The 12,353-nt window shown below is 70.9% G+C and carries 12 protein-coding genes and 1 pseudogene; 7 read left to right on the top strand and 6 right to left on the bottom strand.

What is annotated here, in order from left to right:
- Positions 1–23: 23 nt before the first annotated feature.
- Positions 24–785, top strand: coding sequence for a DUF4333 domain-containing protein (locus tag QGN31_RS14890; RefSeq protein WP_008256331.1), 762 nt, complete (start codon positions 24–26; stop codon positions 783–785).
- Positions 786–792: 7 nt separating this feature from the next.
- On the opposite strand, the gene QGN31_RS14885 is transcribed toward QGN31_RS14890, so the two are convergent.
- Positions 793–1,749: a 5'-3' exonuclease gene (locus tag QGN31_RS14885; protein ID WP_020188912.1), complete on the bottom strand. Its 957-nt coding sequence runs from the start codon at positions 1,747–1,749 to the stop codon at positions 793–795.
- A 202-nt stretch (positions 1,750–1,951) separates the two neighbouring features.
- On the opposite strand from QGN31_RS14885, the gene QGN31_RS14880 reads away from it, so the two are divergent.
- Positions 1,952–3,079: a M24 family metallopeptidase gene (locus tag QGN31_RS14880; protein ID WP_201409424.1), complete on the top strand. Its 1,128-nt coding sequence runs from the start codon at positions 1,952–1,954 to the stop codon at positions 3,077–3,079.
- A 42-nt stretch (positions 3,080–3,121) separates the two neighbouring features.
- Here QGN31_RS14880 and QGN31_RS14875 read toward each other — a convergent pair whose 3' ends face one another.
- Positions 3,122–3,532 (bottom strand): F420-dependent biliverdin reductase, encoded by a 411-nt coding sequence (locus QGN31_RS14875; protein WP_008256343.1) that lies wholly within the window; start codon positions 3,530–3,532, stop codon positions 3,122–3,124.
- A 35-nt stretch (positions 3,533–3,567) separates the two neighbouring features.
- Here QGN31_RS14875 and QGN31_RS14870 point away from each other — a divergent pair, with 35 nt between their 5' ends.
- The 4 genes from QGN31_RS14870 to QGN31_RS14855 are packed head-to-tail and all read left to right on the top strand — an operon-like array spanning position 3,568 to position 6,995.
- Positions 3,568–4,317, top strand: a complete 750-nt coding sequence (locus QGN31_RS14870; protein ID WP_201409423.1) for an SDR family NAD(P)-dependent oxidoreductase — start codon at positions 3,568–3,570, stop codon at positions 4,315–4,317.
- 31 nt (positions 4,318–4,348) lie between these two features.
- Positions 4,349–5,515 (top strand): precorrin-6y C5,15-methyltransferase (decarboxylating) subunit CbiE, encoded by a 1,167-nt coding sequence (cbiE, locus tag QGN31_RS14865; RefSeq protein WP_201409422.1) that lies wholly within the window; start codon positions 4,349–4,351, stop codon positions 5,513–5,515.
- Entirely contained in the window at positions 5,512–6,267 is a 756-nt protein-coding gene (cobM, locus tag QGN31_RS14860) for a precorrin-4 C(11)-methyltransferase (RefSeq protein ID WP_136245495.1), read from the top strand. Before cbiE ends, cobM begins: the two co-directional genes overlap by 4 nt.
- On the top strand, positions 6,267–6,995 hold the full coding sequence (locus tag QGN31_RS14855; RefSeq protein ID WP_201409421.1) for a cobalt-precorrin-6A reductase: 729 nt from the start codon (positions 6,267–6,269) through the stop codon (positions 6,993–6,995). Before cobM ends, QGN31_RS14855 begins: the two co-directional genes overlap by 1 nt.
- Here the strand turns inward: QGN31_RS14855 and sigC are convergent.
- Positions 6,984–7,538 (bottom strand): RNA polymerase sigma factor SigC, encoded by a 555-nt coding sequence (sigC, locus tag QGN31_RS14850; RefSeq protein WP_225324108.1) that lies wholly within the window; start codon positions 7,536–7,538, stop codon positions 6,984–6,986. The genes QGN31_RS14855 and sigC overlap by 12 nt on opposite strands.
- Before the next feature lie 162 nt (positions 7,539–7,700).
- Positions 7,701–8,345 (bottom strand): annotated as a pseudogene (locus QGN31_RS14845) (DUF2275 domain-containing protein); the annotation flags it as partial.
- A 175-nt stretch (positions 8,346–8,520) separates the two neighbouring features.
- Here QGN31_RS14845 and QGN31_RS14840 point away from each other — a divergent pair.
- Complete coding sequence (locus QGN31_RS14840) at positions 8,521–10,173, top strand: PPE domain-containing protein (RefSeq protein ID WP_201409419.1); 1,653 nt, start codon at positions 8,521–8,523, stop codon at positions 10,171–10,173.
- 62 nt (positions 10,174–10,235) lie between these two features.
- Here the strand turns inward: QGN31_RS14840 and QGN31_RS14835 are convergent, their stop codons facing one another.
- Together QGN31_RS14835 and QGN31_RS14830 are read right to left on the bottom strand one after the other, a co-directional pair.
- A complete protein-coding gene (locus tag QGN31_RS14835) occupies positions 10,236–11,729 on the bottom strand; it encodes a precorrin-2 C(20)-methyltransferase (RefSeq protein ID WP_014941848.1) in 1,494 nt (497 codons plus the stop codon).
- Positions 11,726–12,352 carry a precorrin-8X methylmutase gene (locus tag QGN31_RS14830; protein ID WP_014941849.1) on the bottom strand — a complete coding sequence of 209 codons (627 nt, stop codon included), beginning with the start codon at positions 12,350–12,352 and terminating at the stop codon, positions 11,726–11,728. The genes QGN31_RS14835 and QGN31_RS14830 overlap by 4 nt, the downstream gene beginning before the upstream one ends.
- Position 12,353 lies beyond the last annotated feature (1 nt).

The following is a 12,353-nucleotide window of genomic DNA, read 5'->3' as shown; positions in this document are numbered from 1 at the left end:
GACACAAGGGGCTGAGGAGAAAGATGAGCGGACCGCAGGGATCGGACCAGCAGTGGCAACCGCCCGGCCAAGGTCAAGGCAGCGACCACTCGTCGGACCCGACCCAGGTGGCGCCGTCCTGGCACGACCAGCAGACCCAGGAGGCCTCGTGGCAGGCGCCCGCCTACACGCCGCCGGCCGAATACCCGCAGTACCAGCAGCCGGCTGAACAGGCCTATCCGCAGCAGTACCCCCAGCAGCCGGGCTATGCCCAGCCCGGGCAGTACGGGCAGCCGGGTCAATACGCCCAGCCGGGTCAGTACGGGCAGCCGGGCCAGTACCCGCAGCCCGGCCAGTACGGGCAGCCGGGCCAATACCCACCGCCGGGTCAATACGGGCAGTACGGTCAATACGGCCAGCCGGGCCAGTACCCGCAGCAGTACCCGCCCTATGAGCAGCCCGGCAAGAAGCGACCGGTTGGGCTGATCGCCGGCGTGGGCGGCGGCATCGCGTTGCTGCTCGTCGTCGTCGTGCTGGTGCTGGGATTCTGGCAGCCGGGCTTCTTCGTCACCACCAAGCTCGACGTCAGCAAGGCGCAGGCCGGGGTTCAGCAGGTCCTCAGCGACGAAACGAACGGCTACGGCGCCAAGAACGTCAAGGACGTCAAGTGCAACCACGGGCAAAACCCGACCGTCAAGAAGGGCGCCACGTTCGACTGCGACGTCAGCATCGACGGCGCGCCGAAGCACGTGACGGTGACGTTCCAGGACAACAAGGGCACCTACGAGGTCGGCCGCCCGCAGTAGCGGACCCTCAGGTCGGCAGCGCGTCGAGCGCTTTCTGCAGGCGCGCGATCGACGATCCGACGCCCAGTTCGGTCGCCAGCTTGGCGGTTCGTTGCGGATCGGCCGCGACCAGCGGTAGTTCGTCGCTGGCCGTCGAAAACGTGACGTGCGCGTCGGTGGCCACCCGCACCACGTCGCCGGCCGCCTCGATGTAGTCCAGCGCGCCCAGCAGTTTCGCCCGCAGGCCCTTGGGCATCTTCGACTTCGGATCGTGGGCGGCGGCCAGGATCTGTTCCAGCGAGCCGTGCTGGGCCAGCAACGAGGCCGCGGTCTTCTCGCCGACGCCCGGAACGCCCGGTAGGCCGTCGGACGGGTCGCCGCGCAGCAACGCGAGTTCGGCGTAGGCGGGCCCGGCCCGCTCGACCGGCACGCCGTAGTGCTCGGCCACCTCGGCCGGCCCGAACAACGTGGCTTTGCTCAGCCCGCGGCCGAGGTAGAGCACCCGCACCGGGACCGGATCGTCCGACACCACCTGCATCAGGTCGCGGTCACCGCTGACCACCACGACCGGGTCGTCGCGTTCCCGCGCCGCCAACGTGCCCAGCACGTCGTCGGCCTCGAAACCCTCCGCGCCCGCCGTCGGAATCCCGAAGGCGTCAAGCAATTCGGCGATCATGTCTATCTGGGGCGTCAGGTCGTCGGGGACCTCCTCGATGTCCGGTTCGCCCGGCGGCTCGGGCTCGGCCACGCGGTGGGCCTTGTAGGACGGCACGAGGTCGACCCTGAACTGCGGCCGCCAATCCAGGTCCAGGCAGACCACCAGCCGGCTTGGTCGCTGTTGGGTGATCACGAAGGCGACGGAATCGATGAATCCGCGAACGGCGTTGACGGGCCGGCCGTCTGGCGCGGTGATCGAGGACGGGACCCCGAAATACGAACGGAACCACATGCTGGCGCCATCGAGCAGCACTAGTGGTCCTGGCATGCCGAATATGGTCTCACGCCGCCGCGGCCAACCCCGCCCCGTCGAACGTCGAGTTGTTGTCGGCCGGCCAACCCCGCCCCGTCGAACGTCGACTTGTTGTCGGCCGGCCAACCCCACCCCGTCGAACGTCGACTTGTTGTCGGCCCACGGGCGAAATCGCCGCAACGAGTCGACGTTCGGCGGGCGGGTTAGCCTGACTGCCATGGAGTCACACCGCTTCGACGCAGCCGTGTATGCCCGTCGATTGGCCGCGGCCGCCGCCGCGGCCGCCGATGCCGGTCTGGCCGGGCTGGTGATCACGCCGGGGTATGACCTGCGCTACCTGGTCGGGTCGCGCGCCCAGACCTTGGAGCGGCTCACCGCGCTGGTGTTGCCCGCGTCCGGTGATCCGACGGTGGTGGTGCCGCGACTGGAGCTGGCCTCGCTGAAGGGGTCGGCCATCGCCGAACTCGGCCTGGCGGTGCGCGATTGGGTCGACGGTGACAATCCCTACGATCTGGTGGGCGCCGCGCTGGGCGGTGCCCCCGCCGCGACCGCCGTGACCGATGCGATGCCGGCGCTACATCTGCTCCCGCTGGCCAGTGTGCTCGGCGCCCTGCCAGTGCTGGCCACCGAGGTGTTGCGCACGCTGCGAATGGTCAAGGAGGAGTGCGAAGTCGACGCGTTGCGCAAAGCCGGTGCCGCCATCGATCGGGTGCACGCCCGGGTGCCGGAGTTTTTGGTGCCCGGCCGCACCGAGGCCGACGTCGCCGCCGACATCGCGGACGCCATTGTGGCCGAAGGGCATTCGGAGGTGGCGTTCATCATCGTCGGATCCGGGCCGCACGGCGCCGACCCGCACCACGGATATTCGGATCGTGAACTGCAGGCCGGTGACATCGTCGTCGTCGACATCGGCGGCACCTATGAACCCGGGTACAACTCCGACTCGACGCGCACCTACAGCATCGGTGAGCCGAATCCAGAAGTGGCTGAACAGTATTCGGTGCTGCAGCGCGCCCAGCGCGCCGCTTATGAGGCGGTACGCCCGGGCGTGACGGCCGAGCAGGTCGACGCGGCCGCCCGCGATGTGCTGGCCGCCGAAGGACTCGCCGACTATTTCGTGCACCGTACCGGGCACGGCATCGGCTTGTCGGTGCACGAAGAGCCCTACATCGTCGCCGGAAACGACCTGCCGTTGACCGCGGGCATGGCGTTTTCCATCGAGCCGGGCATCTATTTCCCGGGCCGCTGGGGCGCGCGCATCGAGGACATCGTCGTCGTGACCGAGGACGGCGCCCTGGCCGTCAACAACCGGCCGCACGAACTGATCGTGGTCCCGGTCGGCTGACGCTGGGGATGAGTGAGTTGTGGCGGCGAAGCGATCGGCGCGCTACGCGCCCCGGTCCAAAAGATCCGACGACCCGAGCACCCGCTCCACCTGAACCTCGATGACCACGCGCCGCGGGTTGGGGCGCGGCGTGCGGTAGCGCTGGGCGTAGCGCAACTCGGCGTCGCGCACCGCGTCGGCGTCGCTGTTCACCTTGGACCGGCCCTCCAGCGACAGCCAGCGCGCGCCGTCGACCTGGCTCAGCACGGCCAGCCCGCCGCGATCGGCGTTGACCGCCTTCTGGGACCCGCCGGTGGTGATGACCCGCGCGATGTGCGTCCTGGGGTCGAAGGTGAACCCGACCGCCACCACGTGCGGCGAATTGTCGGCTCGCAACGTGGTGAGCATGGCCAGATGGCGTTCCGACAGAAACGCGAGGGCCTCGTCGGTGAGCCGGGTCGTGGTATTCGCCATCACCGCTCACGCTAGCGCAGGTAATAATCGCAGCCGTGGACGACACGGGCGCGGGTCCAGTACTAATCCTGGGCGGACGCAGCGAAATCGGGGTCGAGTTGGCGCGACGCCTGGCCCCCGGGGCGACGGTGGTGCTGGCCGCGCGCCGCGCCGATCAGCTCGCTGACCAGGTCAGCGCGCTCAAAGCGGCCGGCGCCGCCGCGGTCGACACCAGGGAATTCGACGCCGACGACCTGGCCTCGCACGTCGCCCTGGTCGCCTCGGTCGTCGCCGACCACGGGCCCATCGGCACCGCGGTGCTGGCCTTCGGAATCCTGGGCGACCAGGCTCGCGCCGAGACCGACGCCGCGCACGCGGTCGCCGTCGTGCACACCGATTACGTCGCCCAGGTGAGCATGCTCACCCACCTGGCCGCCGCCATGCGCAACGCCGGCAAAGGCCGACTGGTGGTGTTCTCCTCGATCGCCGGTGCCCGGGTGCGGCGCGCCAACTACGTCTACGGCTCGGCCAAAGCCGGCCTGGACGGCTTCGCCAACGGTCTGGCCGACGCGCTGCACGGCACCGGGGTGCGGCTGCTGATCGCCCGCCCGGGATTCGTCATCGGGCGTATGACGGAAGGCATGACGCCCGCGCCCCTGCCCAGCACGCCCACGAAGGTGGCCGCCGCGACCGCGCGGGCACTGGCGAAAGGCCGCCGCACCGTGTGGATCCCATGGGCGCTGGGACCCGCGGCCGCCGTGATGCGATTGCTGCCCGCGTTCGTCTGGCGCAGGATGCCGCGATGATGCGCGCCCGCGGCGATGAGGGGCCGCGCTCGTGATCGTCGTCGTCGGTATCGGCGCCGACGGCATGGCCGGTCTCGCCGAAGCATCGCGAGCCGAATTACGAAGGGCCACAGTTATTTACGGCTCCCAGCGCCAACTTGACCTGCTCGACGACACGGTGCCCGCGCGCCGCCGGGAGTGGCCCTCGCCGATGCTGCCCGCCCTGAAAGCGCTGCCGGTGGACGACGACATCCACGTGGTGGCCAGCGGCGACCCGCTGCTGCACGGCATCGGCGGCACGCTCATCCGCCTGCACGGCCCCGAGAAGGTACGTGTGCTGCCGCACGTGTCCTCGGTGACACTGGCGTGCGCGCGGATGGGCTGGAACGTCCACGACACCGAGGTGATCAGCCTCGTCACCGCGCAACCGCACACCGCGGTGCGCCGCGGCGGACAGGCGATCGTGTTGTCGCAAGGCAGATCCACCCCCACCGAACTGGCCGCCCTGCTCAACGCGCACGGCCGCGGCGATTCGCAGTTCACCGTGCTCGAAAGGCTCGGCGGCCCAGACGAACACCGCCACGACGGCACCGCCCGCGACTGGGCCGGCGGCGCGCCCGGCCACGTCGACGACCTCAACGTGATCGCCGTGCGCTACCTGCCCGACGAACGCGTCTCCCCAATACCCGACGACGCATTCACTCACGACGGCCAGATCACCAAACAGGGCATCCGCGCGGTGACGCTGGCCGCCCTGGCGCCGCGGCCGGGGGAGCGGTTATGGGACGTCGGCGCGGCCTCGGGCAGCATCGGCGTCGAGTGGTGCCTGAGCGGACCGGGTTGCGGCGCAATAGCCTTCGAACGCGACGAACAACGCCGTCACAACCTCGAGCGCAATGCCGCGGCTTTCGGCGTCGGCATCGAGGTGCGCGGCGACGCCCCCGAGGCCTTTGACGGCGCCGCGCCGCCGTCGGCGATCTTCATCGGCGGCGGCCTGACCCAGCCCGGCCTGCTCGACGCCTGCCTCGACCACCTGCCCGCCGGCGGGCGGCTTGTCGCCAACGTGGTCACCACCGAATCGGAAGCCGCTGTCACACAGGCATATACGCGCCTCGGCGGTGAGCTGCGACGCTTCCAGCACTATCACGGCAAGGCCCTGGGCTCCTTCACGGGCTGGCAGCCGCACTACCCGGTCACCCAGTGGGTGATGACCAAATGACGGTATATTTCATCGGCGCCGGGCCGGGCGCCGCCGACCTGATCACCGTCCGCGGTCAACGGCTCCTCCGAACCTGCCCCGTGTGCCTGTACGCCGGGTCGATCATGCCCGACGACCTGCTGGCGCTCTGCCCTCAGGACGCGAAAATCGTTGACACGGGCCCGCTCACGCTGGAACAGATCATCGCCGAACTACGTGACGCGCATGCCGCAGGACACGACGTGGCGCGGCTGCACTCCGGCGACCCGTCGCTGTACAGCGCGCTGGCCGAACAGTGCCGCCGGCTCGACGCGCTGGGCATCGACTACGAAATCGTGCCGGGCGTACCGGCTTTCGCCGCCGCTGCGGCCGCCCTGAAGCGCGAGCTCACCGTCCCCGGCGTCGCGCAGACGGTGACGCTGACCCGGGTGGCGACCCTGTCGACCGCGATGCCGCCCGGCGAAGACCTGGCGACGCTCGCCCGATCCGGCGCCACCCTGGTCCTGCATCTGGCGGCAGCCCAGATCGACGCCATCGTTCCGCAACTGCTCGACGGCGGCTACCGCCCCGAAACACCCGTCGCCGCCGTGGCTTTCGCGAGCTGGCCGCAGGAGACGGTGCTGCGCGGCACGCTTGCCGACATCGCCGCCCAGATGCACGAGGCCGACATCACCAAGACCGCGGTCATCGTCGTCGGCGACGCGCTGACCGCGGGGGAATTCACCGACAGCTATCTGTATTCGACCGGGCGGGCCCGGGGGAGCAGGCATTGATGCGAGTCCTGCTGCTCGGCGGCACCGGCGAGGCGCGCGCGCTGGCGAAAACCCTGCACCCCCGCGTCGACGTCATCAGCTCCCTGGCGGGCCGGGTGCCGGACCCGGCGCTGCCCGTCGGCCCCGTGCGCATCGGCGGCTTCGGCGGCGTGGACGGCCTGCGGCGCTGGCTGCACGACGAGGGCATCGACGCCGTCGTCGACGCCACCCACCCGTTCGCGGCCACCATGACGGCGCACGCCGCCACCGCATGCGACCAATTGCGGATACCTCATCTGATCCTGGCGCGCCCGGCCTGGGATCCCGGCGAGGCACTCGTCGTCGGGTCGGACACGCATGCGGCGCAAACGGTTGCCCGGCAGGGCTATTCGCGCATCTTCCTCACCACCGGTCGCTCCGGCGTCCACGCCTTCGCCGGCAGCGACGCGTGGTTTTTGATCCGGGCGGTCACCGAACCCGACAACGCCTCGCTGCCGCGTCATCACCGGCTGGTGCTCTCGCGTGGCCCGTACCGCTACGACGAGGAAGTGGCGCTGTTGCGCGAGCACCGCATCGACGCGCTGGTCACCAAGAACAGCGGCGGGCAGATGACGCGGGCCAAACTGGATGCCGCCGCGGCGCTCAAGGTGCCGGTGGTGATGGTGGCGCGCCCGCCGCTACCGGAGGGCGTCACCGCCGTCGGCACCGTGGCCGAGGCCGCGGAATGGGTTGGCGCGCTAGCCGGTTAGGTCGCTGCGCTCGCCGTCGGCCAGCAGCGCATCGCGGGCGCGCGCGACCCGCGACCGGATGGTGCCCACCGGGCAACCGCACACCGCGGCGGCGTCGGCGTAGGGCAGCCCGAGCAACTGGGTGAGCAAAAGCGCTTCCCGCTGTTCGGGATTGAGGCCGGCGATCATCGTCGTAACCTCAACGAGGTCTTCGAACCCGCGGGCGTTGCGGTCGCCGCGCACCACGTGTTCGGGATCGGCGCCCAGCGCGGCACGCGGCCGCGACTGCAGCTGGCGGATGTGATCGGCCACGACCCGGCGCGCGATGGACAGCAGCCACGTCCGGGCGCTCGAGCGTCCGGAGAACCGCTCGATGGCGCCGATGGCGCGCAGGAACGTCTCTTGGGCCAGATCGTCGGCATTGCCGGCATCGGAGAGGTAGGCGACGAACCGCCACACGTCTTGCTGGGTGGCTTTGATGAACGCCTCGAGCGCTCGCGCGTTCCCGCGCGCGGCGGACAAAGCGAGCTCGGTTACCGCCTCGTCGTCGCTCGGCGCGATCATGCTCAACCACCTTAGTTGCGCGGGTTTTCCGATCCTACGACGGGTCGTCGTAGAGGGCGCGGCGTGGTCGGGGGCGGCGTGGTTGATCGGCCGCAGGTGCCCGCGCCGTCGACCGCTCGACGGGTCGGCCGCCGAGGCGGGATGGTCGGCGTCGACCGCGCCGTCGGAGCCGTGCCGCCGGTGCGAGCCCACGCGCTCGCGCGCCACCAACAACGCGAATGCCAGGCCCAACAACAGCGGCATGTGGCTGGCGATCCGGGTGGCCGTGACCTGTCCGTCGAAGGCGTCGACGATCACATAACCAAGCAGCGCAACGGAATACACGCCGGTGATCGCCGCCACCCCCGACGCGGAGGCGGGCCAGACGCCGGCGGCGACCATCGCCAGGCCCAACGCCAACAACCACGCCGTCGACTCGTGCATCAGGTGCTCGCCCGACATCGCGCCGTGCATGTGACCGGACACCATGCCGAAATCGACCCCACTGATCTGGGCCGCGGCGATCGCCACCTGGAACAGGCCCACCGCGATCAAACCCCAGCGCCGGTAGTGCGACCGCAACCAGCGCATCCACCTCGGGTGTCCGGAGGCTTGGTCGTCGATGCTGGCCATGATCTTGTCGACCAGGTCGGGTCCCTCGCCGGGCGCCACCGAGGCGAACCGACGGGTCTGCGCCGCCGCCCCGATAAGCCAGGAACGGCAACTGCGGCACGATTCAAGGTGGGCGTCGACCTGCTGCGCGAGCACCTGGGGTCGCTCGCCATCCAATCGAGCCGACAGCGCTTCACGCGCAACGTCACACCGCATCCCTGCATCGTTGCAGCACGACCGTTCGCGCGCAAAGAAGCCCGGCTTTTTGGCACCCGAACGAAATGGCGGGGAACTAAACCGCCGCCGCAACCGACCTCTGGTCGTACGCATCGCCAGCCCATCCACGAGATTCCGAAGAGGTATTCGTGTTCTTGCCTGAAGGCCCCAGACGATGACCGCCCCGATCTTTGCCGCGTTTCCGCCCGAAGTGCACTCGACCTTGCTCAGCCGCGGCCCCGGCCCCGCCCCGCTGCTGGCCGCGGCGACGGCATGGTCGTCGATGAGCACCGACTACGCCACCGCCGCGGCCGAGCTCAGCGGGTTGCTGGGCGCCGTGCAGGCCGGCGCGTGGGACGGGCCCAGCGCCGACCAGTACGTGGCCGCGCACGTCCCCTACCAGGCCTGGCTGGTGGAGAGCGCGGCCAAGAGCGCAACCGCGGCCAGCCTGCACGAGACCGCGGCCACCGCCTACACCGCCGCATTGGCCGCCATGCCCACGATGGGCGAACTCACGGCAAACCACGCGGTGCACGGGGCGCTGGTCGCCACGAACTTCTTCGGCATCAACACCATCCCGATCGCCGTCAACGAAGCTGATTACGCGCGCATGTGGGTGCAGGCCGCGACGACGATGACCACCTACCAAGCCGTCAGCGAATCCGCGCTGGCCGCGGTCCCGCCGACCACCCCCGCGCCGCCGATCGTCGTCCCGGGCGCCGAGGCCGGGACCGCCGGCGCCGCGGCGATGCAAGCGGCCGCCGTGGCGCCGGCGACGGATTCCGGCTCCAACCTCAACAACGCCGACACCTCGAGCGCCCAGCAGCAGGCCACCACCACGACGCAGTACCCGTCCTGGATGGATCAGCTGACCAAGTGGCTGCAGCAGTACACCCAGAATTTCGCGTGGCCGGTGTCCAAGGACCTCAACCCCGGTGGGTGGCCGTTCCCGCCGGTGCCGTGGGTCAACAGTCTCGCCTCGTTCTTCGGGCAGCTGGGACTGTCCCCGGCGCTGTCGACGGCGCTGGGTTGGGCCATCTTCCACACCTTGATGATCTTCTGGCCGTTCATCCAGCTGGCGATCCAGATGGCCGTGGTGCTGGCGCCGGTCGTCGTTGCCGCCATCGGCGCGGCCGCGGCCGGTGGGGCGGCTGCGGCGGTCACCGCGATCAGCGTCGGGATCCCGCTCGCGTCTGCCCCGTCCCTGCCGGCCGTCGCGGCGGCGCCCGCACCGGTGGTTGCTCCGGCGCCGACGATTGCCACCGCGCCCGCCAGTGTCAGCCACGTGTCGGCACCGTCCGCCGCGCCCGCGACGACGGTTGCCGGGTCGGCCGGTGGCGGACCGGTCGGTGGCGGACCCGGGGTGGGCTTCGGTCCGACGGCGACCGACGGAATCGGCGCGGGCCTCTCCAACGCCCTGTATGCGGTGGGGTTGTCGGGACTGTCGGCGCGCGGCAGCGCGAGCAGCCGGTCACGGCGCAAGTCGGAGGAGCCGTCCTCGGACGACCTCGACGCCCCCGCCGGCGCGGCCGCGGCCGCCGCGGCCAAAAAGAAGGCCCGGGCCCGCCGGCGCCGCGGCGGAACCGCCACCGAGCGCGCCTACCGCTACGAGTTCATGGACCTGGACCAGGATTTGGATCCGGGCGTCGATAGCGGGGACCCATTCGCCGCACGGCCCTCCGAGGACAGTGCGGGGCCGCTCGGATTCGCCGGTGCCGCAGCCAAATCCGACGCGGCCCGGGCCGCCGGATTGGCGACGCTGACCCGCGACGGGTTCAGCGACGGCCCCAGCGTGCCGATGATGCCGAGCACCTGGGACCGCGACTAGCTCTACGACGATGCATCCCCCGCGTAGCGGGGTGCGGAGGAGTAGGGCAATCAGACTGAGCCCTACGGCTGATAGCGCCGGGGAGTGAAGACCCGGTCCTCGGTGGAATCGGCTGAGTACCACTGCGTTTGCGATGACCCGACGATCAGCAGGCAGCGCATGTCGATCTCGGCCGGGTTGAGATCGGCCAGCCGGACGACGCGGACGTCTTCGTCGTCGCCCGACACGTTGCGGCCGATCACCACCGGCGTGCCTGGCTCGCGGTGGGCCAGCAGAATGTCACGCATCGCCCCGACCTGCCAGGTCCGCGTCTTCGACGCCGGGTTGTAGATCGCCAGCACCAGGTCGGCGGCCGCGGCGGCCTCAAGTCGCGCGGAGATCACTTCCCACGGCTTGAGCCGATCGGACAGCGAGATCACCGCGTAGTCGTGGCCCAGGGGCGCGCCGACCCGGCTGGCCACCGCCTGGGCCGCGGTCATCGCCGGGATCACCCGGATCTGCACGCCCGGCCATTGTTTGGCCTCTTCCAGCACCGCGGTCGCCATCGCGAAGACACCGGGGTCGCCCGACGACACCACCGCCACGGCCCGGCCCTGCTCGGCCAGCGCGCAGGCCAGCCGCGCGCGCTCGGGCTCGTCACGATTGTCGCTGGGGTGCCGCTGCTGGCCCTCGTGCACCGGGACGCGATCCAGGTAACCGCCGTAGCCGATCAGGTCGGTCGCCGCGGCCAGCTCCCGCCGGCTCTGCGGCGTCATCCAGTCCGCATCGCCGGGGCCCAGGCCCACCACCGCGACGCTGCCCGTCGCCTGCCCCTCGGGGGCGCGCCGGTGCAGCCGGCGGCCGCCCGGCAGCATGGCCAGCGAGAAGTACGGCACGCTGGTCTCGTCGACCTCCGCGGCGGGCAGGATGCGCTGACCGGCGCTGCTGGCGCGTTCGACGTAGAACGTGTCGTCAAGCTGCCCTGACGCCGAAAGCGCTTCCCGCACAGCGTGGTACGAGCGCCCCAACTTGAGGACCACGGCGGCGTCGGAGTCGGCGAGCCGGCGGGTCAGTTCGGCGACCGGCAACGTGCCCGGCAGCACCGACAGCACCTCGTCGCCGGCCACCAGCGGCGTGGCGATGGCCGCCGACGCGGCGCTCACCGACGTCACGCCCGGAACGATGACCGCGTCGAATCGCTCGGTCAGCCGCGTGTGCAGATGCATGTAGGAGCTGTAGAACAGCGGGTCGCCCTCGGCCAGCAGGGCCACGTTGCGCCCGGCGTCCAGGTGGGCGGCGATGCGTTCGGTGGCCTCGGCGTAGAAGTCCTCGAGCGCGCCGGCATAGCCGCCCGGGTGGTCGGTCACCTCGGTCGTCACCGGGTAGACCAGGTGCTCCTCGATCTGGCCGGGCCGCAGGTACCGTTCGGCGATGCCGCGCGCGATGCTGCGGCCGTGCCGGGCGCTGTGATAGGCGACCACGTCGGCCTCGCCGATCACCCGCGCGGCCTTGACGGTCACCAGTTCCGGGTCGCCAGGCCCCAGCCCGACGCCCCACAGCGTCCCCCGGGCGGTCATTCGGCGTCGCTCGCGATCGCGTTGACGGCCGCGGCGGCCATGGCGCTGCCGCCCCGGCGGCCCTGCACCACCAGATACGACATTCCGCGCGGACGGTCGACGAGCTCCTGCTTGGACTGCGCCGACCCGACGAATCCCACCGGCCCACCCAACACCCCGGCCGGCGGCGCAAGCCCCTCGTCGATCAGCTCGAGCAGTCGGAACAGGGCCGTCGGTGCGTTGCCGATGGCCAGCACGGCGCCGTCGAGCCGGTCGGCCCACAGCTCGACCCCGGCCGCCGAACGGGTGGTCTGCCGGCGCGCGGCCAGCTCGGCCGCCCGCGGGTCGGCCACCAGCGACACAACCTCGTTGCCGGCGGGCAGCCGTGCGGTGGTGATCCCCGCGGCCACCATCGACGAGTCGCACAACACCGGGGCGCCGCCGCGCAGGGCCGCGCCGACGCGCTCGACGACGTCGTCGGTGAACGCGACGTGCTCGGCGACGTCGACCTGGCCACACGTGTGGATCAACCGGACGACGACGCGGGCCACGTCGGCGGGGAATCGGGCCAGGTCGGCCTCGGCGCGAATGGTCGCGAACGACTGGCGATAGATCTCCGCGGCATCGCGGATGTAGTCGAGCACC

Source organism: Mycobacterium sp. 2-64 (assembly GCF_035918375.1).
Classification (GTDB): Bacteria; Actinomycetota; Actinomycetes; order Mycobacteriales; family Mycobacteriaceae; genus Mycobacterium; species Mycobacterium intracellulare.
Note: the sequence above shows the minus strand (reverse complement) of the source record. Positions and strands in the feature narration are given on the sequence as shown.